The organism is Flavobacterium sp. ENC (assembly GCF_020991415.1).
GTDB lineage: Bacteria > Bacteroidota > Bacteroidia > Flavobacteriales > Flavobacteriaceae > Flavobacterium.
Genome location: NZ_JAJMOY010000004.1, coordinates 383,597 through 407,578 on the forward strand (window position 1 = coordinate 383,597; position 23,982 = coordinate 407,578).

General features: G+C 36.4%; 19 protein-coding genes. 12 read left to right on the forward strand and 7 right to left on the reverse strand.

Annotation, left to right across the window (positions count from 1 at the left end):
• Window positions 1–223 precede the first annotated feature (223 nt).
• The 8 genes from LPB89_RS13140 (at window position 224) to LPB89_RS13175 (ending at window position 11,799) form a co-directional block, all read left to right on the forward strand.
• Window positions 224–3,259: a TonB-dependent receptor gene (locus LPB89_RS13140; protein ID WP_230702234.1), complete on the forward strand. Its 3,036-nt coding sequence runs from the start codon at window positions 224–226 to the stop codon at window positions 3,257–3,259.
• Between the two features lie 11 nt (window positions 3,260–3,270).
• Entirely contained in the window at window positions 3,271–4,770 is a 1,500-nt protein-coding gene (locus LPB89_RS13145; RefSeq protein WP_230702235.1) for a RagB/SusD family nutrient uptake outer membrane protein, read from the forward strand.
• Window positions 4,771–4,782: 12 nt separating this feature from the next.
• Window positions 4,783–6,405 (forward strand): PKD domain-containing protein, encoded by a 1,623-nt coding sequence (locus LPB89_RS13150; RefSeq protein ID WP_230702236.1) that lies wholly within the window; start codon window positions 4,783–4,785, stop codon window positions 6,403–6,405.
• A gap of 11 nt (window positions 6,406–6,416) precedes the next feature.
• Window positions 6,417–8,081, forward strand: coding sequence for a family 16 glycosylhydrolase (locus LPB89_RS13155; RefSeq protein WP_230702237.1), 1,665 nt, complete (start codon window positions 6,417–6,419; stop codon window positions 8,079–8,081).
• 83 nt (window positions 8,082–8,164) lie between these two features.
• Complete coding sequence (locus LPB89_RS13160) at window positions 8,165–8,923, forward strand: family 16 glycosylhydrolase (protein WP_230702238.1); 759 nt, start codon at window positions 8,165–8,167, stop codon at window positions 8,921–8,923.
• A 332-nt stretch (window positions 8,924–9,255) separates the two neighbouring features.
• Window positions 9,256–9,840, forward strand: coding sequence for an RNA polymerase sigma factor (locus LPB89_RS13165; protein WP_127337092.1), 585 nt, complete (start codon window positions 9,256–9,258; stop codon window positions 9,838–9,840).
• Window positions 9,841–9,890: 50 nt separating this feature from the next.
• On the forward strand, window positions 9,891–10,034 hold the full coding sequence (locus tag LPB89_RS13170) for a hypothetical protein (RefSeq protein ID WP_167470925.1): 144 nt from the start codon (window positions 9,891–9,893) through the stop codon (window positions 10,032–10,034).
• Window positions 10,035–10,743: 709 nt separating this feature from the next.
• Window positions 10,744–11,799 (forward strand): lipopolysaccharide assembly protein LapB, encoded by a 1,056-nt coding sequence (locus LPB89_RS13175; protein WP_230702239.1) that lies wholly within the window; start codon window positions 10,744–10,746, stop codon window positions 11,797–11,799.
• Between the two features lie 115 nt (window positions 11,800–11,914).
• On the opposite strand, the gene nth is transcribed toward LPB89_RS13175, so the two are convergent.
• A complete protein-coding gene (gene nth / locus LPB89_RS13180) occupies window positions 11,915–12,568 on the reverse strand; it encodes an endonuclease III (RefSeq protein WP_230702240.1) in 654 nt (217 codons plus the stop codon).
• A gap of 165 nt (window positions 12,569–12,733) precedes the next feature.
• Here nth and bcp point away from each other — a divergent pair, with 165 nt between their 5' ends.
• Entirely contained in the window at window positions 12,734–13,186 is a 453-nt protein-coding gene (gene bcp, locus LPB89_RS13185) for a thioredoxin-dependent thiol peroxidase (protein ID WP_230702241.1), read from the forward strand.
• 336 nt (window positions 13,187–13,522) lie between these two features.
• Here bcp and LPB89_RS13190 read toward each other — a convergent pair whose 3' ends face one another.
• Window positions 13,523–14,983, reverse strand: coding sequence for a TonB-dependent receptor (locus LPB89_RS13190; protein WP_230702242.1), 1,461 nt, complete (start codon window positions 14,981–14,983; stop codon window positions 13,523–13,525).
• Between the two features lie 90 nt (window positions 14,984–15,073).
• On the opposite strand from LPB89_RS13190, the gene LPB89_RS13195 reads away from it, so the two are divergent.
• Both LPB89_RS13195 and LPB89_RS13200 read left to right on the forward strand, forming a co-directional pair.
• The gene (locus tag LPB89_RS13195) at window positions 15,074–15,838 is read left to right on the forward strand and encodes an MBL fold metallo-hydrolase (protein ID WP_127337097.1); all 765 of its coding nucleotides are present in this window, start codon (window positions 15,074–15,076) and stop codon (window positions 15,836–15,838) included.
• A 12-nt stretch (window positions 15,839–15,850) separates the two neighbouring features.
• Window positions 15,851–16,354, forward strand: a complete 504-nt coding sequence (locus tag LPB89_RS13200; RefSeq protein ID WP_230702243.1) for a hypothetical protein — start codon at window positions 15,851–15,853, stop codon at window positions 16,352–16,354.
• Between the two features lie 115 nt (window positions 16,355–16,469).
• On the opposite strand, the gene LPB89_RS13205 is transcribed toward LPB89_RS13200, so the two are convergent.
• The 4 genes from LPB89_RS13205 to LPB89_RS13220 form a co-directional block, all read right to left on the reverse strand.
• Window positions 16,470–17,114: an alpha/beta hydrolase gene (locus tag LPB89_RS13205; protein ID WP_230702244.1), complete on the reverse strand. Its 645-nt coding sequence runs from the start codon at window positions 17,112–17,114 to the stop codon at window positions 16,470–16,472.
• 94 nt (window positions 17,115–17,208) lie between these two features.
• Entirely contained in the window at window positions 17,209–17,535 is a 327-nt protein-coding gene (locus LPB89_RS13210; RefSeq protein ID WP_230702245.1) for a hypothetical protein, read from the reverse strand.
• Between the two features lie 4 nt (window positions 17,536–17,539).
• Entirely contained in the window at window positions 17,540–18,796 is a 1,257-nt protein-coding gene (locus tag LPB89_RS13215) for a dihydroorotase family protein (RefSeq protein ID WP_230702246.1), read from the reverse strand.
• A 150-nt stretch (window positions 18,797–18,946) separates the two neighbouring features.
• Complete coding sequence (locus LPB89_RS13220; RefSeq protein ID WP_230702247.1) at window positions 18,947–20,875, reverse strand: BatA and WFA domain-containing protein; 1,929 nt, start codon at window positions 20,873–20,875, stop codon at window positions 18,947–18,949.
• 422 nt (window positions 20,876–21,297) lie between these two features.
• Here LPB89_RS13220 and LPB89_RS13225 point away from each other — a divergent pair, with 422 nt between their 5' ends.
• Window positions 21,298–22,410 carry a lactonase family protein gene (locus tag LPB89_RS13225; protein WP_230702248.1) on the forward strand — a complete coding sequence of 371 codons (1,113 nt, stop codon included), beginning with the start codon at window positions 21,298–21,300 and terminating at the stop codon, window positions 22,408–22,410.
• 132 nt (window positions 22,411–22,542) lie between these two features.
• Here LPB89_RS13225 and LPB89_RS13230 read toward each other — a convergent pair whose 3' ends face one another.
• On the reverse strand, window positions 22,543–23,895 hold the full coding sequence (locus LPB89_RS13230) for a DEAD/DEAH box helicase (protein WP_127337105.1): 1,353 nt from the start codon (window positions 23,893–23,895) through the stop codon (window positions 22,543–22,545).
• Between the last annotated feature and the right edge of the window lie 87 nt (window positions 23,896–23,982).

A 23,982-nucleotide genomic window follows, 5' to 3' on the forward strand; every position in this document is an offset into this window, starting at 1 on the left:
GAAAACACCTATACATCACCACAACATTAACGTTTTATTGTGCTTTTTACACTTAAATGTTAACAAAATTAACATTCATAATTTGTTGTAAAATGCGGGTTCTTTTGTTATATCCTGAATTTTAAATCTATTTTTTTATGATGTATGTTTTTTGTTGAGGTTAATTTTGATTTATTCTTAAAAGGATAAGATAAATTTAGCTTTCAATAAAAACTAACTAATTATGAAATCTAAATTATTACTAATGGTATTGTTACTGTTTACATCTTTTGCATTTTCGCAGAATGTTGATGTAACCGGAACCGTACTGGATGGCTCAGGTTTATCATTGCCGGGCGTGAATGTAAAAGTTAAAAGTTCATCGCAAAGTACAACCACAGACTTTGACGGATCTTTTAAATTATCAGGTCTCCCGAAAGGAACCACACTTGTTTTCAGTTATATTGGTTTTCGAACACAGGAAGTTGTGGTTTCGGGCACTAAGATTACCGTAAAAATGACCGATGATGCCAGATCACTGGATGAGGTAGTCGTGATTGGTTACGGTAGCCAGAAAAAAAGGGACCTTACCGGTGCCGTAAGTATTGTGGACAGCAAAACGATTGAAGCTTTAAAACCTGTAAAAGTAGAACAAGCTTTACAGGGCACTGTTTCAGGAGTAAATGTAACCAGTCAGTCAGGAGCTCCGGGTGCCGGCTTAGATATTCGTATACGTGGTATTGCTACCAATGGAGAAAACAGGCCAACGGCTATCATTGATGGTTACGTAGGAGATCTAAGTTTACTGAATCCGAACGATATCGAAACTATCACGGTTTTAAAAGATGCACAAGCTGCCATTTATGGAACTATCGGAGCAAATGGAGTTATTTTGATTACCACTAAAATGGGGAAAAGAAATTCAAAAGCAAAACTTTCCTATAATGCTTATTCAGGATTTCAGGAAACATCACGAAAACTTCCTACGCTAAATGCTACAGAATATGCTCTTTTATTAAATGAAAGTTATGCCAACGGAGGGAAACCAATTCCTTACCCAAATGCCACAGGCTTAGGAAAAGGAACCAACTGGCAGGATGAAGTTTTTGGAAAAGGAGTGCCTATTATCAATCACGATCTGTCTATTTCAGGAGGCTCAGAAAAAATTAACTATTCGGTTAGCGGATCACATCTGGATCAGGAAGGTATTGTTGGCGGAGATAAATCAGGTTTCTTAAGAAATACAGCCAGAGCAGCTATTGGTGCTGATGTAACAGACAAACTAAAGTTTAAAAGTAATGTTATCTATACTTATTTTTCAAGAAAAACACTGAATGAGAACGGACTTGGATCTGTTTTATTCAATGCCTTAAACATACCTGCAACTATAAGTCCATATGATGCAAAGGGAGATTATACACTTATACCACTTAATGGTTTAGGAAATGAAATTATTAATCCTTTGGCACAAATTGCCAATACTTATAACACTTACAACTATAAAAAAATCAGCGGGAATTTTGGTTTGGATTACAAGATTTTCCCGGGTTTTGTGCTTTCAGGTGCTATTGGATTTAACAGTTCAAACAGTGAATCCAAAACGTTTGGAAAACAAATCAGTTATGGAGGTAAAGTATTTGATGTAAAACAAAGTTCTGTAACACAGGGAGCTGTTAACGACAATGATTACTCGTTTGACCTTTATGGTACTTACACTAAAAAACTGGGAGAGAGCCATAATTTCACAGGAACGGTAGGAACAACAATTTTTAAAACCTGGGGTAACGGACTTTCCGCTACAGGTTACGATGTGCCTTATAACTCCTGGGAATTTGCCGATCTTAAATTAATCACAACGATAGCAAAAGTGTTGACTAACGGTTCTTATGATTATGATCAGAGAAGGTTATCTTATTTTGGAAGATTGCAGTACGATTATAAAGGTAAATATCTATTGTCTGCCATGATAAGACGCGATGCCTCAACAAAATTTGGTCCGGATAATAAAATAGCCTATTTCCCTTCTTTTACCGGAGGATGGGTAGTTTCCGATGAAAATTTCTTCGGGCAGCCCAAACTAATTAATTTCCTGAAATTCAGAGCCAGTTACGGTACTTTAGGGAATGACCAGATTGGGGATTACCGCTATTTAGGTCAGCTTTCAGGAGAAGCAACCTATGTTTTTAATGATGAATTGGTCAGCGGAAGAGCGGAAGGCGTTTTACCAAATCCGGATGTGAAATGGGAAGAAGCCAAGAAATTTGATGTCGGTGTTGATATGAAATTACTGGATAATAAAGTTTCAGTAGTAGCGGATTATTTTATCGATACCAGAAAAGATTTATTAATTCCTGGTATTGCAGTTACCGGTATTGGCGGTATTGGAGCTCCGGGTGCGGGTGCGCCAACCATAAATGCGGGGACGGTTCGAAATTCAGGTTTCGAATTTGCGATAGATTACAAAGAGAAATTTTCGGATGCTTTTTCAATGAGCGTCGGCTATAATGTAACCTTCCTTAAAAATGAAGTGCTGGAAGTAAAAAATGAAACGCATTACATCGAAAGAGGTGCTTTTTCTGTAGGACAACAGGCGCCAACCAGAATGGAAGAAGGAAAACCAATCGGATATTTTTACGGATATAAAACAGACGGAATTTTTCAAAATCAGGCCGAAGTGGATGCACATCCTTCGCAGCTGGCTTTAGGTGCGAATGCAGCTCCCGGAGATTTGAGATTTGTAGATGTAAATGGGGATGGTGTCATAGACAGTAAAGACAGAACCAATATTGGAGACCAGATTCCTACTGCTACCATGGGATTCAATTTCCAGATGAATTATAAAAATTTAGATTTTGGAGTGTATACGTATGCTTCACTGGGGAATGACTTAATTAGAAATTACGAGAGAAATCTTTCGGATGTCAATCATCTTAATTACGTTTTAGACCGATGGACGGGTGAAGGAACTTCTAATTCAACGCCGAGAGTCACTACAGGAGCTACAGCAAATAGTGTTTTTTCTGATTATTACGTAGAGGATGCTTCATACTGGAGAATACAAAATGTACAGATTGGATATACATTAGATCCTAAAATAGTTCAAAAGGCAGGAATTACAAAACTACGATTATATGTAGGGGCGAATAATCTGTACACCTTTACAAAATACAAAGGTTTTGATCCTGGAGCATCTACCGGAGATCCAATCGCCGGAGGAATCGATTACGGGTTTTATCCAATACCAAGAACCTATCTTTTAGGATTAAATCTTAACTTTTAATTGTTATCAAAATGAAAAAATATACGCACCTATTCCTTTTAACAGGAATACTGTTTTCGACAGTTTTTAGTTCTTGTTCAGATGATTTTGTAGAAACCAAACCTAATTATTCTATTGATTCTGAGAACTATTTTAACTCAAAAGAAGACTACGATCAGGCATTAGTTGCCACTTATGATCTTTTGCAATCTACTTATGTAAATGTTTTGCTTGGTGAAATCGCTTCGGATAATACTTTAGCCGGAGGTGAAAGCCCTACCGACGTTGTTGGTTTCCAGCAAGTAGATGATATGATACATACACCGGTTAACAGCAACTTACATGATATCTGGAACTGGATGTTTGCCGGCGTACAAAGGGCCAATTATATTCTTGAATTTAAAGACAAGACTAATTTTGAAGGAAAAGCACAACTCCTTGCAGAAACCCGCTTTCTTAGAGCATACTACCATTTTGAATTAGTAAAATGGTTTGGTGGTATCCCTTTGAAGGGAGATGCAAGGTTTAAGCTTGGAGATGAAACCAAAATTCCACGTTCGTCTGTTGCAGAAGTGTATGCTTCAATAGAAGCTGATTTAATCTATGCAGTAGCTAATTTAGCTCCGACAACGACTCAAAAAGGAAGAATTACAAAAGGGGCTGCACAAGCCTTGTTGGGAAAGGCTTATTTGTATCAGAATAAATTTGCCCAGGCAGCTACGACTTTACAGGCTTTAATCAATACCGGATCTTATTCGCTGGTGACAGATTACAATTCAATATTTGAAATGGCAGGAGAGAACGGACCAGAATCTGTTTTCGAAGTACAATACACCGATATCGAAGGTGCAGGATTTGGATGTTTACAATGTAGTGAAGGAAATGTGGCTGTTGGTTTCAGTGGCGTAAGAGGTTACGACGGACCGCTTTTTACTTCAGGATTCAGTTTTAATATTCCAACTCAGGAAAGTGCCGATGCCTTCCAGGCAGGTGATAAACGTAAAAATGTAGCCATATTAGATATAAATGCATGGGCACTGGCTAATGCAAATTATGATAATGGGAACGGAATTAAATTTGGAAAAGGGAATGAAGATACCGGTTTCTTTAACAGAAAATACCTGCCAAGAAAAAGAAGTGACGGGGCTCAGGGGGATTTAAATTTAACGAACCCGAATAATTACAGAGCCATTCGATATGCTGATGTTTTACTGATGGCTGCAGAAGCTTACAACAGAGGCGCGATTGATGACGGAAAAGCCAAAGAATACCTGAATCTGGTAAGAAGACGTGCTTTTGGAGATCTTAATCATGATGTAAACCTTACCGGAGCTTCTTTGACAGATGTCATTTTAAATGAAAGAAGAGTAGAACTTTTCGGAGAAGGACAACGTTTCTTTGATCTTGTCCGAACTGGAAAAGCAGCAGGAACCATACCTGGTTTTAAAGCGAATAAAAACGAATTATTTCCCATTCCTATTGAAGAGATTCAGTTTGCTGGCGGAAACTGGGCACAAAATCCCGGATATTAAAAAACACGAATTATGAAAAAAATACATTTTATTATAAGTCTTTTCGTTTTAGCCGCTCTTATAGGCTGTGCAAACGATGATGGCAGTGATATTGATTTAGACGGAGTAAGTGCGCCAACAAATATTTCAGCGCTAACAACAGTAACGCAGGATAATACCGGAAAGGTAACTTTTATCCCGAAAGGAGAAGGCGTAACACAATATAAAATCAATTTTGGTGATGGCAGTACCCCGTCGCCTTATGTAGGGCCCGGAGAAGTAATTTTGCATACTTATGCTGAAGGCGTGTATCATGCCAAGATTACAGCAATGGGAATTAACGGAAAAACAACCGAAGTCGACAAGGAAGTGGTGGTTTCTTTCAAAGCTCCGGAAAACTTAGTGGTGGTTATTACAAATGACCTCGCGATTTCTAAAAAAGTAACCGTTAAAGCAACCGCAGATTTTGCCTTGTTTTATGACGTTTATTTTGGAGAACCCGGAAAACCGGATCCAATTTCGGCAAATGATGGTGAATCTGTTTCGTATACGTATCAGAATGCCGGAGTTTATACCATCAGGGTAGTTTCTAAAAGTGCTGCCATTCAGACTACAGAATATACGGCAGAGTTTGAAGCAAAGCTTATTCTAAATCCAACGGCATCTGCTCCAACACCTCCGAACAGACAGGCGGGAGATGTGATTTCTATTTATGGTTCTAAATACACGAATGTTGCCGGAACGAATTATTTCCCGGATTGGGGTCAGGCAGGCCAGGGCAGCAGCTGGGGCGAGTTTGATCTGAATGGAGATAAGATGTTGAGTTATATTAAATTAAGTTATCAGGGAATTGCACTGGCAGATAATACTTCTATAGATGTTTCCGGTATGGATTTTATTCACCTGGATGTCTGGACCGCAGACGTGCAGAAACTTGAAACTTCTTTAATTAGTAAAACAGCCGCGAACGGAGAAAGACCGGTTACAAAAGATCTTGTTGCCAATCAGTGGACCAGTATCGATATTCCTATTTCGGCCTTTACAAGCCAGACCGGATTCACTGTGGCGGATATTTTTCAGTTGAAACTGGTAGGAACACCCTGGGCTGCAGGAACTGTCTTTATAGATAATATTTATTTCTACAAAGAACCTGCCGAGTCGATTGCAATACCTCTTGATTTTGAATCTTCTGCCCTGACGTATGCCTGGGGTGGTTTTGGAAATGTTGATGCAGCTATTGTTACAAACCCAAATAAAACGGGAGCAAATCTATCTGATAAGGTTTTAAAACTGGATAAGAAAACAGGTGCAGAAGTTTGGGGCGGAGCAAGTTTAAATCTTGAAAGTACCTTAGATTACACCAAAGGAACTACGGTAAAAGTAAATGTATGGTCACCAAAAGTCGGAGCCGATATTTTATATAAAATGGAAGTTTCAACCTCTCCAAAAGACGGAAACGGAAATCCAACTGTTTTTATAGAAGTGCATGCCGCAACAACAGTAGCCAATGCATGGCAGGTGCTGACTTATGATTTAACGACTGCACCCGGTTTTAGTACAGCTAACAAATATGACAGAGTAATTTTATTCCCTGACTTTGGACAAACGGGAACAGGGGCAACCTATTACTTTGATGATATAAAACAATCCAATTAAAAGAAGAAATCATGAACAAAAAAATAATCATAAAGATAGTATCCTTATTTGCGATTCTCTTGATGACGGGTTGTCAAAAAGATGATTTTACGTTCGGATCATTAGAGGCACCGGCCAATCTTGAGGTGACTTTTGATATAGTAGGTAAAACAGCCCAGGCTCCTTATGGAGACGGAACAGGAAAGGTGAACTTTAAAGCAACAGCCGATAATGTAATCTCTTATAAATATGTTTTTAGTGACGGTGGTGTAGATAACGCACCCAACGGAATGACTGAAAAAAGGTTTAACAAGACAGGAATAAACAAATATACTGTTACCGTTATTGCCTATGGAAAAGGTGGTGTATCGACCAATATAACAACTGAACTTGAGGTTTTTAGTGACTTTAGAGATGATCAGGCTGTACAGTTTTTAACAGGCGGAACATCTAAAAAATGGTATTGGGCCGCTTCAGAAGCTGCACACTTAGGGGTAGGACCAAACGATAGTAATGCAGAGAAAAACTGGATTCCGGATTATTATAAAGCGGCTCCTTTTGAAAAAGCAGGTTCTCCGACAAGCAGCTGTTTATACGAAAATGTACTGACATTCTCTTTAGTGGGTGAACAATTGAAATTTGAACTGGATAACGGCGGTGCTACTTTCTTTAATGCTTCTTTCGAAAGTGTCGGAGGCGGAAGCTCAGGTTCTGATGCCTGTCTGCCCTACAATACAGGCGGGGTTAAAACAGTTTTATTAGGGCCTTCAGAATCAGTAGTGATGAAGAATCCAAATCACGCACAGCAAACCAGAGGAACCATGCTGAATTTCTCTGATGGAGGTTTTATGGGTTATTATATCGGACAAAGTTCATACGAGATTTTATCGATCACAGAAAACAGAATGACGGTAAGAGCAGTAATGGGAGGGAATTCATCTCTGGCCTGGTATCATACCTTTACCACGACACCGCCAAACCAGAATCCGCCAACTACAGATTATACCAATCTGGTATGGTCAGACGAGTTTAATACAGATGGCGCTCCGGATGCTTCAAAATGGGTATACGATTTAGGAAATGGCGATAATGGATGGGGAAATAGTGAAAAACAAAACTATACCAATTCTGCCAGCAACGTAATTGTACAAGGCGGAAACTTAAAAATAACGGCTAAAAAAGAAGCTTCAGGCGGATTTAATTATTCATCAGCCAGATTAAAATCAGAAGGTAAATATGATTTTACGTATGGTAAAGTGGAGATTCGTGCGAAACTTCCAATAGGAGGAGGAACCTGGCCGGCAATCTGGATGCTGGGGGCCAATTATGCCACCAATGCCTGGCCTTCCTGTGGTGAAATTGATATTATGGAACATGTAGGGAACAGTCAGAACCTCATTCACGGCACACTTCATTATCCCGGACATTCAGGAGGAAACGGCGATACCGGTTCTAAAACCATTCCGAATGTTTCTACAGAGTTCCATGTTTATAAAACCATCTGGTCACCGGCATCGGTAAAAATTTATGTAGATGACGAATTAATTCATTCTGTTGTGAATGAGGCTTCCCTGCCATTCAATAAGGATTTCTTCCTGATTTTGAATGTCGCCATGGGAGGTAATTTTGGAGGCAATATTGATGCTGCTTTTACACAATCTTCTATGGAGATTGATTATGTAAGGGTCTATCAATAGATTGTTAATTAATTAGTAAGAATGAAAAGAGAAGGTCAGTGTAAGGCTGGCCTTCTTAATTTTAGTAATTTTAAAACGATACTATGAAAAAAGTAGTTGTACTATTATTCATCAGTAGTTTTTGTTTTGCACAAAAAGTCAATCGAAAGCTTATCTGGGAAGAAAATTTTAATAAAAAGAAAATAAATGAGTCCTTCTGGAACTTCGAGCTTGGCGACGGCTGCCCGGACTTATGTGGCTACGGTAATAATGAAAGGCAAATTTATACCAAAACCAATCATATACTAAAGGACGGAAATTTAATTATAGAAGCCAGAAAAGAAGGAACTACCTATACTTCGACAAAAATCACAACAAAAGGAAAGAAAGAATTTAAGTATGGACGAATAGAAGCAAGGGCAAAACTGCCTGTCGGACATGGTTTGTGGCCTGCATTCTGGATGTTAGGCGCCAATATTGATGAAGTGAAATGGCCCAAAACAGGAGAAATTGATATTTTGGAATACATAGGCAGGGATCCTCACATGGTTTACACCACTCTGCATACCCAGGACAGTCACGGGAATACAATCAATACCAAAAGAACAGAATTCCCAACAATTGAAGAAGGATATCATGTATATGCCATAGAATGGTCGAAAGATAAAATAGAGTTCTTTGTAGACACTACTTTGGTCTATACTTTTAACCCTCAGGTGAAAGACGAAAATACCTGGCCCTTTGACAAACCATTTTACATTATTATCAATTTAGCAATAGGTGGAAATTTTGGCGGACCTGATGTAGACGATGCTGTATTGCCGCAAAAATATTATATAGATTATGTTCGTGTCTACGAATAACGACTAAAAATGCTATAAATAGTACTAAAAAAAGAAGGCGTAACTTGTTTAAATTAAGTAGTTTAAGTTGTTTTGTCTTCTTTTTTTAAATGTTAAAACGCTCCCGTTATTTGGTAATTTTAAAGACTTTACGTGTATTTTTTAATTTTAATTTACATTAATTACCATTTTATTATTAATTATTTGTTGTTTGTATTTGCTTTTTAAAATAAATATTTGTTAAATTTGAACAGATATTAACAAAACCATAAAAAAGATCCGCCTATTACATAAAATTACTTTTTAGAAAAAAATTACTCCAAATTTTAAACAGAAACTAAAAAAGTAGTATTATGGCTGATCTGCATATTCCAGACGCTCTATTAGTAAAAAATTATGTTGAAGGCAATGAAAATGCTTTAGCGACATTAATTAAAAGACACGAGTCTAAGATATATGGATTTATATATTCAAAGATTGCTGATAGAGATATTTCAAACGACATTTTTCAGGATACTTTCATCAAGGTAATCAAAACACTTAAAAGTAACTCCTATAACGAAGAAGGTAAATTTCTGCCCTGGGTGATGCGTATTTCCCATAATTTAATTGTAGACCACTTCCGCAAAAACAAAAAAATGCCGATGTACAGAGAAACAGAAGAGTTTTCTATCTTCTCTGTGATGTCTGATGATTCCTTAACCATCGAAAATAAGATGATTTTTGATCAGGTTGAAGTAGATCTTAAAAAAATAATTGAAGAGCTTCCTGAGGATCAAAAAGAGGTTCTTGTGATGCGTATGTATCAGGATATGAGCTTTAAGGAAATATCAGAACTGACCGGCGTAAGTATCAATACCGCATTAGGAAGAATGCGTTATGCATTAATGAATCTGAGAAAAATAATTGACAAACATCAAATTATTTTAACCAACTAATACTATTTTGAGTATTAGCCCGTTATACTATTATAAAACACTTTCATGGTATGGCGAAAATTTACTCTAAAAAAGCATTAGCTTCTAAAAACTTAAAACCAAAAAAAGAAGTCGTTTCTTTTTTATTAAATTACTCACAAGCGTTGACGGTTGTGAAAACAAAAGGAAAAAGTTTTGATATTATAGCTAATTAAACAGCCCGCTGCTATGGTCGGATGTTTATTTCGAAAGAAAAACCAAATGGTCGTTTTGGTTGAAAGCTCACTATTTGTATGCAAGTACAGATAGTGAGTTTTTTTTTGTCTAAAATCGGATTCATTGATTTGCTTCTCCTAAATACATAAGAATTATAATACTTTACATTAATAAATAAAATTATTTATAGTCAAACAGGAACGTTATTTGTAGTAAATAACTTTTTATTTTTGTTTGTAATGTAGGTTATTGGTTATTTTATACGGAACGTTATCTTTTAGTTAAAAAATTGTTTGTATTTAATTTGTCTATTCAGTTTTTAATTTTATTTTAGTTAAAAATAAATTGTTTGTAATAAATAATTAATAAAAAGGTATTTATAGTTTAAATATTGTTAAAATGATATGTTTTTTGTAGATATGTCTAAGAAGTAGCCACAGATCTTTAACCCCCTTAAAATATTTAATATGATAAAAAACTACACTAATTAATTTGTTCAGTTTGATAAACTTTTGAATCCGGTATCGGAATTAGAAGAAAATGCAATTTTGCTTAAAGAAAAATTCCGGATCAAAATCCTGCTTTATCCGGAGATAAAAAACATGTACTCAAAATCCTGAGAACTTTAAGCGTGCTGTTTTTTGCGAAAATTGCTCAGGAAATTAACACCAAAAACTATTTAACCATCAAACCTAAGTTCAAATGAAAATGAAATATATAATACTATCAATAGTATTGATAAATGTTGGCATGCATGCTCAAAATGCACAAATTAAAGAAGCTCAGTCTGTTTTTGAAAAAGGTAATCCACAAAATGCAATAGCGATATTGAATAAAACAGAATATATGATCCTTAATGCACCTGATGAAGACAAATCTGATTTTTATTTTCTGAAAGGAAATGTATTAAAGGATTTAGCAACTAAAGATATAGACGCGGCCAATAACTTTACCCTCGCTTCACAAGCCTATCAGGATGTGATGTTATATGAAAATGAATCCGGAAAATATAAATCCAGTGTAAAAGCCGGTACAGCCTTAAAACAAATGAAATCGAGCCTTGTAAATGGGGCAATGAATGATTTTAAGGCAGGTAAGTTTAAAGAAAGCGCAGAAAAGAGCTTTAAGGTGTATTTGTTTGATAAAAAAGATACCCTGAATTTGTACAATGCAGCTGCTGCCTCTGTAAATGCAGAAGATTATGATTCTGCTATTAAATATTACGAACAGTTGAAAAAGATTAACTTTTCCGGAAAAGGGATTCTTTATTATGCTACAAATAAAAAAACAAAAGAAGAAGATACCTTTATTTCACCAAAAGCCAGACAATCGGCTATTGACGCCGGGCTTTATGAGAAACCGAGAACAGAATCTGTTCCTTCAAAAAAAATAGAAGTCAATAAAAACCTGGCTTATTCGTATCTGGAGAAAAAAGATTACGTCAAAGCAGAAACAACATACAATAGTATTCTGGAGATAGATCCTAATTGTGTTGATGCTTACGTTAATCTGGCGTACTTAAAACTGGAATTAAAAAAGGCCTTAGCGGAAGAAATTTCAGCTTTAGGAACCAGTCCGAAAGAAATGCAGCAATACGATAAACTAAACGCTAAAAAAGATGATATTGCCAGAAGTGCCATTCCTTATCTTAAAAAAGCACTTCTTATTGAGCCTAAAAATGAATCTGTTGCAAAAACACTTTTAGGTGTTTACAGATCACTTGATATGACAGCGGAATACAATTCCTTAAAAGCGGGAATGTAGGTTGTTGAGGTTAAAGTTACAAAGGTGCAAAGGTTTCTTTGCGCCTTTGATTTTTAGGAATACAATAAAATAAAGCGTAACGGAAATTCTGTTGCAATTATTACTTTATTTGGAATTACTTCACCTTACTCATTTCATTGATAATCGATTTCTTTCCAATCGTTCTCGTAATGATATCTTTTTCTAAACTCCAGCCACGGGCAGGGGAGTATTCACGACCGTACCAGATAATTTGTAAATGCAAATCATTCCATAATTCTCTTGGGAATAATCTTTTGGCATCTTTTTCTGTTTGTACCACATTCTTTCCATTCGAAAGATTCCATCTGTACATCAATCGGTGAATGTGTGTGTCAACCGGAAAAGCAGGAACTCCAAAAGCCTGTGACATAACAACACTTGCTGTTTTATGACCAACGGCAGGCAATTCCTCCAGTGCCTCAAAACTCTGCGGTACTTTTCCGTCGTGTTTGTCAATAAGGATATGCGATAAACCATAGATTCCCTTAGATTTCATCGGAGACAGTCCGCAAGGGCGAATAATTTCCTTAATTTCTTCCACGGACATTTTTATCATATCGTACGGATTATCAGCCTTCGCAAAAAGGATGGGTGTAATTTGATTCACGCGGACATCAGTACATTGTGCCGATAATAAAACAGCGATCAATAAGGTATAAGGGTCTTTGTGATCAAGAGGGACAGGTATAGTAGGGTAGAGTTCTTTTAACGTATTTATAACAAATTGTACGCGGGCTTCTTTATTCATTTCCGTATTTTTAATCCCGTAAAAATAATGAATTATAAGTTAAAAGCAGGAAGTTATGTGTTATGCGTTATGAGTTTTAAATATAATCCAAAAACAATAATCTTTATTCTCTACTCTATATTCTTTACTCTAAAATCTAAAATCAACAATCTAAAATCAATATAAATGATAACATTAAAAAAAGGCGATAAAGCCCCGCAGTTTTCAGGAACAGACCAGGATGGAAAAGTACATACACTGGCAGATTATGCCGGGAAAAAATTAGTTGTTTTTTTCTATCCAAAAGCAAGCACACCGGGCTGTACAGCAGAGGCATGTGACTTACGGGATAATTTCGAGCGCTTTAAAGCGAATAACTATGAACTTCTGGGTGTAAGTGCCGACAGTCAGAAAGCACAGGGGAAATTCAAAGACAAATACGAATTTCCTTTTCCGTTAATTGCCGACGAAGATAAAACGGTAATTAATGCTTTTGGAGTTTGGGGCCCTAAGAAATTCATGGGAAAAGAATACGACGGAATCCACAGAACCACTTTTGTAATTGATGAAAACGGAATCATAGACGAAGTGATCGAAAATGTAAAAACAAAAGAACACGCAGCGCAGATTTTGAAATAGTTTTTTTTGTTTAAAGTTTCATGTTTCAGGTTTCATGTTTCAGGTTTTATCCTGGCGTGTAATTTTAACCGCAAAGCACGATAAGAAACCGCAAAGTTCGCAAAGCTGGATGAACACCAAGCTTTGCGAACTTTGCGTATTTAAATAGCTACTATAAAAAAAAAAGACCTTACGCTAAAATCTTACGCATTTGAAAACATGAAACACGAAACAAAGAAAACCTAAAACAAAATAAACCTGAAACAAAGAAAACCTGAAACCTGAAACAAAAAAAAAACCTGAAACAAAAAAAAATCCCAAAAAAGAAATTTTCTTTTTTGGGATTTTTTTTAAATCCTAAGTGTTTTGTTCTAATTCTTTCTCGGGGTGATAGCCGAAAAGGTGGTGTTCTTTTATGATTTCTGCAACTCCGGAAGGCAGCATAGGTTCCCAGCCGGATTTTCCCTGACTGATCATTTTCAGGACTTCACGTGAGAATACATTTAATATTTCGTGGTTGTAATCTACAATATCGACTACTTTTCCATTGAATTTAAAGAATTTATATAATTCCTTCATTCTCGGATGTACTTTTAGATTGTCAGACGTAATAATCTCTCCATTATCACCCAACATCGGATACAAAAAGACTTTCATATCGCGGTAGAATAATTTTCCAAAAGCTTCCAGGATTCCACCACTCAGGTGACGGTAATATTTCTCGTCAAAAATATCAATCAAGTTATTTACCCCCATTGCTAATCCCATTCTGGCTTTAGTATAATTGGCAAAATATTCCACTACTTTATAATATTCCTGGAAATTAGAAATCATAACCGTTTGCCCTAATGAACAAAGTAATTCTGCCCTGTCCATGAAATCACGTTCGTCAATTTCACCGTCCGAACGTAAATTGGAAAGGGTAATTTCAAAAACGACCAAAGTATTGTCTTTTTCAACCTTGTTTTCATCAAGAAACATTTTTAATGATTTCTCGTACATGTCAAGGTTTACATTTGTAACAGGACGAAAACTTCCTCTGAAAGCAAGGAGATTTTTTTTGTATAAAACGGCAGCCGGTAGAACATTTTTCCCTTCAGGATTAAACATTACGGCATCTGTCATTCCGTTTTTAACCAGTTGTAAACTCATCAGACGATTATCAACATCTGCAAAACGAGGTCCTGAGAAGTTAATGGTGTCAATTTCGAGTTGGTCTTTGTCTAAGTGATCGTATAAGTAACGAAGTAATCGTTTTGGATCGTTGTATTTGTAAAAAGCACCGTAAATTAAGTTTACACCTAAAATCCCGAGTGTTTCCTGTTGCAGTCTTGCGTCAGTCTCTTTAAAACGAATGTGAAGAATAATTTCGTTGTAAGCCTCGTCCGGTTCTATCTGGTATCGGATTCCAACCCAGCCGTGACCTTTAAATTGTTTTGCAAAATCTATAGTGGCAACAGTGTTGGCGTAGCTAAAGAAAAGTTTGTTGGGGTGTTTTTCGCGGCTCAGACGTTCTTCGATAAGTTCGCCTTCGAAAGTTAACATCTTTTTAAGCCTGTTTTCTGTTACGTACCTTCCGTCGCCTTCAATTCCGTAAACAGCATCACTAAAATCTTTGTCATAGGCAGACATCGCTTTTGCAATTGTTCCCGATGAACCTCCGGATCTGAAAAAATGCCTGACTGTTTCTTGTCCGGCGCCGATTTCAGCAAATGTTCCGTAAATATTCTCGTTTAAATTAATGCGTAACGCTTTGTCTTTTATAGAAGGAATCTGTTCGATGACCTTGTCACCTTTGAGTTTTATTTCTGTACCCATTTTATTTTAAATAGATTTGTTACAAAGTTAGCAAATTAGGCTTCTAATGAAAGAGAAATAATCCTATTTTTGTAAAAAAATTAAGTTCAATTGAAGATCTATTTTTTAGGTACTGGTACTTCCCAAGGCATCCCAATTATTGGGGTCGACCATCCTGTTTGTAATAGCACTGATGCTAAGGACAAAAGGCTCCGCGTGTCCATCTGGATCACTTGGGACACACATTCGTATGTCATAGATTGCGGGCCTGATTTCAGGCAGCAGATGCTTTCCTGCGGATGCCGCAAGCTGGATGCTATTTTATTTACCCATGAACATGCCGATCATACGGCAGGTTTAGACGATATCCGCCCTTTTAATTTCAGGCAGGGTGAAATTCCTGTTTATGCACATCAGCGCGTTATAGACAATCTCAGAAGGCGTTTTGAATATGTTTTCGAAACCGTAAATAAATATCCGGGTGCTCCAAGCGTAAAAACTATCGAAGTTAAAAACGATGAGCCTTTTGCTATCGGTGATAAAACAGCAATTCCGGTAAATGTCATGCATGGCGACCTGCAGGTTTTCGGATATCGAATTGATGATTTTGCCTACCTCACAGACGTGAAAACCATTCACGAAACCGAAGTTAAAAAGCTGAAGAACCTGAAAGTTTTGGTTGTCAACGCTTTGCGTGTAGAACCTCATGATACCCACTTCAACTTGCAGGAAGCCCTTGATTTTATTGATTTGGTAAAACCTGAAGTGGCTTATTTAACACACATCAGCCATGTATTGGGTTTTCACGAAGAAGTGCAGCGACAGCTTCCTGAAAATGTTTTTCTGGCTTACGATAATTTAGAAATTACAATTTAATTATATTACAAAATGAAAAAATCCTTAATGCTTTATCTTTTTATCCTTGCGATATTAATGAATGTTTTTACCTATATGTTTTACAGCCGAGAAGTAAAATTCGGGCAGGAACGATATGATAAAACAACCAAAAAGCTAAGAGACAGCATAAATATGGTAACGACAAAACTGACAGAGGCGAATTATTTTTCCCTTGAAAACAACGAAAATGCGCAGAACTATTTTGATAACAGCGCTTCCGGTGGAAAAGTTATTCTCTACGAAAAATTAATTCCGGTGGTAACCGAAAAATTACTGGATTACAATTCCAATCCAAACGGAAATCCGTACACAGGACAGGACAAAATTGAAGGTAAAAAATTCATCATCAATAAAGTTAAAATACTAAACCACAGATGGATTATTGCAGATTACAGCAATGGCGAATATTGGGGAGAAGTGTTATTGAAATACTTTGTTGCTGATGATGAAAGTATTAGTTTTGAGGTAAACCAGTCTTTGCTGTACCAGAAATAAAGTTTACAGTTTTCAGTCGCAGTTTTCAGTCTGAATACTGAGACTGAATACTGAGACTGAACACTGAGACTGATTACTGAGGCTAAAAACTGCGACTGAAAACCGCGACTAAGAACTACAAAGCCAGCCACTTCTTAAAATCAAAGAAATTCTGAGGTGCAACCCCGTGACCAACAGGATATTCCTTGTAAGTAACCGGAATATTTAATTTTTCTAAAATTGAAGGTGTTTTTCTCGCCCAGTCAATCGGAATGACCTGATCGACAGTTCCGTGAGAAGCAAATATTTTCAGGTTTGTAAAGTCATTTTGTTCAAAACCTTCCCTGATGATTTCTTCATTAAAATAACCACTCATCGCAACTACTTTCTGAATTTTTTCAGGATAAGAAAGCGCTACTGCATAACTCAGAATAGAACCCTGACTGAAGCCAATTAAAGTTACATTAGCGGGATCGATAGGATAATTCGCTACTAATTCATCGATAAATCCAGCGATTACATCACGTGACGTTTTAGCTTGTTCGTTATCTGAAAATTTGTTCTGATCTGCATCAAAATTAATAGCGTACCAGGCGTATGCACCATATTGCAAATCATAAGGCGCTCTTGCTGAAATCACATAATAATTGTCCGGCAGTTCTGTTGCAAACGAAAACAAATCAGCCTCGTTGCTGCCATAACCGTGTAATAAAAGTAAAACGGGATTTTTGTCTAAGATAACTTTTGGTTCCTGTATTTTATATTCTAAAGATAGATTCATTTTTTTAATTGTGAATTGTGAGTTGTGAATTGTAAATTTTCAACCTTGATAAAAGAGTTATTGGAATTTGGAATTTAAAAAAGTTGGAATTTTCCTATCCGATGGATCTAAACCATTTCTGAAAAAGATTTCCAACCAAAGGAATCGGTCTTGTCTGTCCCTGAATAGCACTAAAAATGCCGTACGTCCAAAGAATTGAAATACAAATCCACATTGGGAAAGTGATGAAAAAGCTGTCGAAATTGCTGATAATAGCTCCAAATGAAATGAAAGCCAGCGATAAACCCAACGCCTGACGAATGTGAAAAGAGGCAAAACTATTTTTATTTTCAGAGTTCATGGACATTGCAATTAAAACGCCAATTATTAAGATGTAACTGGTAATGGCAATTGATTTTCCCTCTTCGATCGAATTATTCATGTGATTATTTTGTGATAACAAGTTGATTTTGATTTAAAATTCCATAAACAGCACCTTTTATTTCTGTTCCTAAAAATGCAGAATTTTTAGATTTGGAAAGAATATTTTCTTTTGTAAAAGTGGATTTTCCTTCGGTGGTGAAAAACGTAAAATTAGCTTTGGAACCTTCGGCAACTGTATTGTTTTCAATTCCAAAAACAGTTTTTCCTGAAGTCAGTTTTTCGATTACCGTTTCTAAAGGTAAAACGGTCAGTAAGGCTCCAAAAGCACTTTCGAGTCCAATGGTACCATTTTTAGCCGTATCAAATTCCATTTTCTTGAACTCAATGTCAATCGGATTGTGATCTGAAGTAATCATATCGATTGTTCCATCCAAAACAGCATCAACAAGGGCAATTCTGTCCGCTTCAGCGCGTAGAGGCGGCGTAACTTTATATCGGGTGTCAAAACCTTCTAATTTTTCATCATTTAAAACCAGATGGTGGACGGCAACACTGCAGGTAACGTTGAGGCCTTTTGCTTTCGCCTCCTTAATCATAGCAGCAGATTTTGCTGTAGAAATAGTCGGTATATGAAGTTTTCCTCCGGTATATTCCAGTAAAAACAAATTTCGGGAAATTTCTAATTCCTCGGCTAAGTTAGGAATTCCCTTTAAACCTAAGCGGGTAGAAACAATTCCTTCATTGGCAACACCATTTCCTTTTATGTTGGCATCCTGTGAATACGAAATGACCAAACCATCGAAATCCTGCACATATTGCAAAGCTATTTTAAGAAGGTTGGCATTGTCAAGGCTTTTAATATAATCCCCAAAAGCAACAGCTCCTGATTTTTTCATGTCAAATAATTCCGCCATATCTTTTCCTTCACTGGCTTTGGTCAAAGCTCCGATCGGGAAAAGTTCCGTGGCAAAACCATTTGCTTTGCTTTTTACAAAATTGATCTGTGACTGATTGTCGATAACCGGGAAGGAGTTGGGTTGCAGTGCAATGCCCGTAAAACCGCTTTTCGCAGCAACATTCAATCCGTTTGCAATCGTTTCCCTGTCTTCATAACCTGGTTCTCCAAATGAAACACTGCTGTCAAACCAGCCTTGGGAAAGATGCAAATTATCGAATTTCACTTCGATGGTATCCTCAATATCAAGAATTGAAGGTCCTATTTTTTCTATAATACCATCTGCAATTAAAAGATCAACGGTCTTGTTGTGAAAAGAACTTGTGGAGTCGATAATTTTGGCGCTTCTGATGATTATTTTCATATGTAGAGAATTTATTTTATTCTAAAAATTGTATTTATAGCTCCCTGTTTTGTCATTTCGACGAAGGAGAAATCGCATCAAATATTCCTTGCAGTGCGTTCTCAGCCTGTGTGATTTCTCCTTCGTCGAAATGACAATCGTGTGCAAACTTTACTTTACAAACTTGATAATTGCCATTTCCAATGCTAAAAATAACAGGGCAAAGATAACAAACCATTTCCAAATCTGGCTGTCAGTCCGCTCAGTTTGTAGCGTGTTAAAAATAGTCGAAAGGGTATCGGCCGTTTTAAAATCCGAAATCACATTTGTATTGGCATGGCTTAAGTCACTTTCGCTTCGTTTGTAATTGAAACTCAGATTTTCTACCCAGTTTTTTTTATCAAAAGCACTATAATTTCCGGCTGTTTCAGGGAAATCATTAAATACTAATTTTACCTTATTATTCAATATCTGCTGGATCGGAATAAAGGAATCGTCATTTCCTTTTATTTCTAAAATGGCATCTTTTGTCAGTAAAACATCAACGAAATAAGGCTGATTGTTTCCAATTGTCAGTGCATTAACTCCGGTTTTTTGATTGTTTTGTCCCATTTTGTAAAAGAGAGGAACAATTAAAGGCGACTGCTGAAAGTTTGAATTCACACTATTAAGAGGTGCCGAAAAAACAGAAACTGACGAAACCGGATTCTGAACCATGGTCAGGAATACACTTTGGTCTTCATAAGATAAAACTGCCGGATAAGGATTTGAAATTTCAAAGGATTGCGCAGTTTTCGGGTATTGAAAATTCGTAATTTTATTTTCAAAAACACCTGAGAACAAAGGATGGTCAAAGTTAATTTTAGTAATCAGCTTACTGGTATTCTGAAGGCTTTTAAACTGAATTTTTCCAAAATTGCCCAGAAAAGTATTCAGATTGCTAAGCGAACTTTTTTCGGAAGGTATGATGACTAAATTCCCGCCTTTTGATACAAATGCTTTCAGGGTTGTCTGTAAAGCCTGAGGCACTTCCTCCAGTTCATTTAGAACAATAGTATTTTGTTTTTCTAAACTGTTGTAATCCAGATTGCTGAGCGAATAGTTGTTATAGCTGAACTCGGCCTGCGTATAAATTCTCGATAAGAACTTACTTTTTTCCGGATCTCCAATGCTGATTACATTTGTTTTCTTTGTTTTTGAAATACTAAAATAAAGCTTGTTGTCATAACTCAAACCATTGTCTTCAATGGTTACGTAACCGTGAAAAGCTTCCTTGGGGATTGTAAAATTGATTTTCTTTTTCTTGTTGTCAAAATTGATGATGGTCTTTGCAATCAGTTTGTTCTGATTGTAAAGGGCCATCGAAACTGGTTTAAAATCCTCGCCGTAAGCCGATAAATTTACACTGATTTCATAAAAATTTTCCAAAGTCTGATTGATGAAAACACTGTCAATCGATATGTTGTTTTTTTGTTCCGCCTCCGGAATTATAAAATAAGGCTGCTCTTCGGGATCAATATTTTTTATATCTTTTTCAGTCAGGCCAACCGCATCGGTAATAACAACAATATCTTTTTTATGGGCCGATTTATGCGCTTTTATTTTGGCAATTATTGCCGAAAGTTCAAACGGAGTTGCGCTGTATTTGAGATTTTGCAGAGCACTTTTGGATGATTTAATATCGGTATTCCAATAGTTTTCAGTATTGGTAAGCAACGAAAATTCTACTGTTTCCGGGGTGTTTTCGAGTAATTCCTGAACGGCACGTTTTAATAATTCACCCTTTTTTCCTTTTGCCTGCATACTAAAGGAATTGTCAAGGACAATATACATTTCGTTCGAGACATTTTTACTGTCTTTGGCTTCAAAAAAAGGCTGGGCAAAGGCAAAAATGGCAAAAGCCAATAATAGGAGACGCGTAGCCAGTAATAACCTTTTCTTGATTTTAGAGCTTTTACGGGTCTGAATGGAAAGTTCTTTCAGGAAGCGAACGTTAGTAAAATAAGAGGTTTTAAAACGTCGTAATTGAAACAAATGCACCAAAACTGGAACAATCAATAAAAACAGAAAGTATAGAATTTCGGGGTGTTTAAAATGCATTCTGGCTTAGATTTACTTCACTACGTTTGATTTCGTGAAGATACTGGTCAAAAATACAAATTTTTAGTTAAACGAAATACGGAATGTTTCTTAAACCATATAAGTCATGTAAGTTCATATAATTTTTTCACCAACAAATAACATTAAACTATAATCGCTTAAATACTTAAAGGGTTTAAAATGCAGTTACGGCTTGAAAAATATAAATTTATACCGATGTAGCTTAAACCATATAAGTCATGTAAGTTCATATAATTTTTTCACGAACAAACATCATCCGCTTATTATCTCTTAAATTACTTATACGGTTAAAAGGAAGGTATTTGAAAAATGTAACTTTTGAAAATTCATTTGTAACAAAAAAAGAACTTCCAAAAGAGAATATTGAGTATTTTAGCTAATTCAAAAAACAAATCAAAAATATGAAAAGATTATATATGCTTCTTTTTTCAACTTTAGTCTTTACTGCTTTACAGGCTCAGAATAAATTCAATTTACTGGTAGGAACCTATACCAACACTTGTGAAAGTAAAGGAATTTATGTGTACGAATTTAATGCAGCTACGGGTGAATTTAAATTGAAAAACAGCTCAGAAAACGTATTAAGTCCAAGTTATTTGTCTGTTTCTGCAGATAATAAATTTATTTATGCGGTGAATGAAAACGGAACTCAAAGTACTGCAAGTGCTTTTGGGTATAATGCCAAATCTGGAAAACTTACCTTTTTAAATAAAAATGATGCTATGGGAGCTGATCCGTGTCATTTGATTAACGATGCTCAGAATGTAATTGTAGCGAATTATTCAGGAGGAAGTATTGCTGTATTTAAGAAAAATGCCGATGGAAGCATAACGGAGGCACAACAATTAATTCAGCATGAAGGAAAAGGTCCAAATGCCGCGCGTCAGGAGAAAGCACACGTTCATATGGTTGTTTTTTCACCGGATAAAAAGTTTGTTTTATCGAATGATCTAGGTGAGGATAAGATTTTTATTTACAAATACAATCCAACGGCTAAACATGAAATCCTAACACTAAAAGGAACAGTTGACGTAAAAGCAGGAAGCGGCCCGAGACATTTGACTTTTAGTAAAGACGGAAAATTTGTATATCTGGTTCAGGAATTAGACGGGACACTAACAAGTTTTAGTTATGATAAAACAGGAAACTTAAAAGTAATCGGAGCAACGAGTATCCTCGCCAAGGATTTTAAAGGAGGTACAGGTGCCGCTGCTATCAAAATTTCGCCTGACGGAAAATTTTTATATGTAACTGATCGTGTAGACGCCAACAATATTTCGGTTTATAAAATCCTAAAAGACGGAAAAATAGAGCTAGTTGAACAAATAAGCACCTTAGGAAAAGGACCAAGGGACTTTGCTATTGATCCAACCGGAAATTACCTTTTGGTAGGCCATCAGTACACCAACAATATCATAATCTTTAAAAGAGATAAAACCACAGGAAAACTGACAGATACAGGTAAAAAAATAGAACTGTGTTCGCCGGTTGGATTGGTTTTTACGAAAATATAAGTTGTTAAGGCTCAAAGGTACAGAGAGACAAAGGTTCAAAGGCTAAAAAATAAAGGCTCAAAAGTGAAGAAGGATAAGTTAAAAAAAACTTTGAACCTCTGCACCTTTGAGCCTTTGAACCTTAAAAAAAAACTATTTATTCTTATCTTTTCTCTTCTTATCCCTCGTTTTCAGCATATTTCTGTTAACAGAACCATGTGTTTTCTTTTTGGTTTTGGAAGGACCTCCAAGGTTTACTTTTTTATTCTTTTTATCTTTTTCGTGGAAAGCACCATCTCCGTTAAGTTTTTGTTTTTTCATTAAAAACTTAATCGGCTGCTTGTCTTTTTCAGGTTCAATCAGCTTAGAAGAAATCTCTACTTCTTCCGGGAAATCAGCAATTGAAAGTTCCTGGTTCATTAGGACTTCCACTTCCACTTTGAATTCTTCTTCACGTGGCGTGATAAAGCTAATGGCAGTTCCCGTAGCATCTGCACGACCGGTACGTCCAATTCGGTGCATATATAATTCAGGGAATTCCGGAAGTTCAAAGTTGATAACATGTGAAATGTTCGAAATATCCAGACCTCTGGCCATAATATCAGTCGTAATCAGTCCGCGAAGGTTGCCTTCCTGAAATTCAGCCATCGTGCTCAAACGGTAATTTTGCGATTTATTGGAGTGAATTACCCCAAACTGACCTTCAAAATCTTCTTCGATACGAGTATGAAGCATATCTGAAATCTTTTTATTGTTCACAAAAACCAAAACACGTTCCATGCTTTCGTTTGTTTCCAATAAATGTTTCAGTAAGTTCACTTTAGTATTAAAGTTCGGAACATTATAAGTAATCTGTGTAATATTTTCAAGTGGAGTTCCTGAAGCAGCTAGTGTAACCTCTTCCGGAAAATCAAAAAAGTCATTCAGGACCGCATCGACTTCATCCGTCATTGTGGCGGAGAATAAGATGTTTTGACGTTTGGTTTTCATCATCGCCAAAAGTGCTGTCAATTGTGTTCGGAAACCTAAATTCAGCATTTCATCAAACTCATCAATTACTAATTTTTGAGTTTCATCAAAACGAATTACGGCATCCAAAGCCAAATCCATCGTACGCCCGGGAGTTCCGACTAAAATATCAACTCCTTCGTAAACGGCTTTTTTCTGTGTATTGATATTGACACCACCAAAGATACCAAGTGTCTTAACCGACATGTATTTGGTTAATTTCTCTATTTCTTCTACTACCTGAACAACTAATTCACGGGTAGGAACCAGTACAACTATTTTTGGCGTATTGGTTGGGGTAAATTTATATAATTTTAAAAGAGGCAGTAAATAGGCAAATGTTTTACCGGTACCGGTCTGTGCAATTCCCATCATATCGCGACCTGACATAATCACAGCAAAGGATTTTTCCTGAATTGGAGTTGGTGTAACAAAACCCAATTCGTCGATTGCTTTTTGTAGTGATTTTGGAAGATTGAATTTTTCGAAAGTGCTCATTTACATTAAATTTTGTGCAAATGTACGTTAAAATGATGGTTTTTTTGTTGATTTTCTATTTATATACCATTTTGCCGCTCTGAGCGA

Excerpts from the sequence above, each read along its gene's own strand:
- LPB89_RS13140 (WP_230702234.1), top strand. The coding sequence starts at position 224 with ATGAAATCTAAATTATTACTAATGGTATTGTTACTGTTTACATCTTTT.
- LPB89_RS13145 (WP_230702235.1), top strand. The coding sequence starts at position 3,271 with ATGAAAAAATATACGCACCTATTCCTTTTAACAGGAATACTGTTTTCG.
- LPB89_RS13150 (WP_230702236.1), top strand. The coding sequence starts at position 4,783 with ATGAAAAAAATACATTTTATTATAAGTCTTTTCGTTTTAGCCGCTCTT.
- LPB89_RS13155 (WP_230702237.1), top strand. The coding sequence starts at position 6,417 with ATGAACAAAAAAATAATCATAAAGATAGTATCCTTATTTGCGATTCTC.
- LPB89_RS13160 (WP_230702238.1), top strand. The coding sequence starts at position 8,165 with ATGAAAAAAGTAGTTGTACTATTATTCATCAGTAGTTTTTGTTTTGCA.
- LPB89_RS13165 (WP_127337092.1), top strand. The coding sequence starts at position 9,256 with ATGGCTGATCTGCATATTCCAGACGCTCTATTAGTAAAAAATTATGTT.
- LPB89_RS13170 (WP_167470925.1), top strand. The coding sequence starts at position 9,891 with ATGGCGAAAATTTACTCTAAAAAAGCATTAGCTTCTAAAAACTTAAAA.
- LPB89_RS13175 (WP_230702239.1), top strand. The coding sequence starts at position 10,744 with ATGAAATATATAATACTATCAATAGTATTGATAAATGTTGGCATGCAT.
- nth (WP_230702240.1), bottom strand. The coding sequence starts at position 12,568 with ATGAATAAAGAAGCCCGCGTACAATTTGTTATAAATACGTTAAAAGAA.
- bcp (WP_230702241.1), top strand. The coding sequence starts at position 12,734 with ATGATAACATTAAAAAAAGGCGATAAAGCCCCGCAGTTTTCAGGAACA.
- LPB89_RS13190 (WP_230702242.1), bottom strand. The coding sequence starts at position 14,983 with ATGGGTACAGAAATAAAACTCAAAGGTGACAAGGTCATCGAACAGATT.
- LPB89_RS13200 (WP_230702243.1), top strand. The coding sequence starts at position 15,851 with ATGAAAAAATCCTTAATGCTTTATCTTTTTATCCTTGCGATATTAATG.
- LPB89_RS13205 (WP_230702244.1), bottom strand. The coding sequence starts at position 17,114 with ATGAATCTATCTTTAGAATATAAAATACAGGAACCAAAAGTTATCTTA.
- LPB89_RS13210 (WP_230702245.1), bottom strand. The coding sequence starts at position 17,535 with ATGAATAATTCGATCGAAGAGGGAAAATCAATTGCCATTACCAGTTAC.
- LPB89_RS13215 (WP_230702246.1), bottom strand. The coding sequence starts at position 18,796 with ATGAAAATAATCATCAGAAGCGCCAAAATTATCGACTCCACAAGTTCT.
- LPB89_RS13220 (WP_230702247.1), bottom strand. The coding sequence starts at position 20,875 with ATGCATTTTAAACACCCCGAAATTCTATACTTTCTGTTTTTATTGATT.
- LPB89_RS13225 (WP_230702248.1), top strand. The coding sequence starts at position 21,298 with ATGAAAAGATTATATATGCTTCTTTTTTCAACTTTAGTCTTTACTGCT.
- LPB89_RS13230 (WP_127337105.1), bottom strand. The coding sequence starts at position 23,895 with ATGAGCACTTTCGAAAAATTCAATCTTCCAAAATCACTACAAAAAGCA.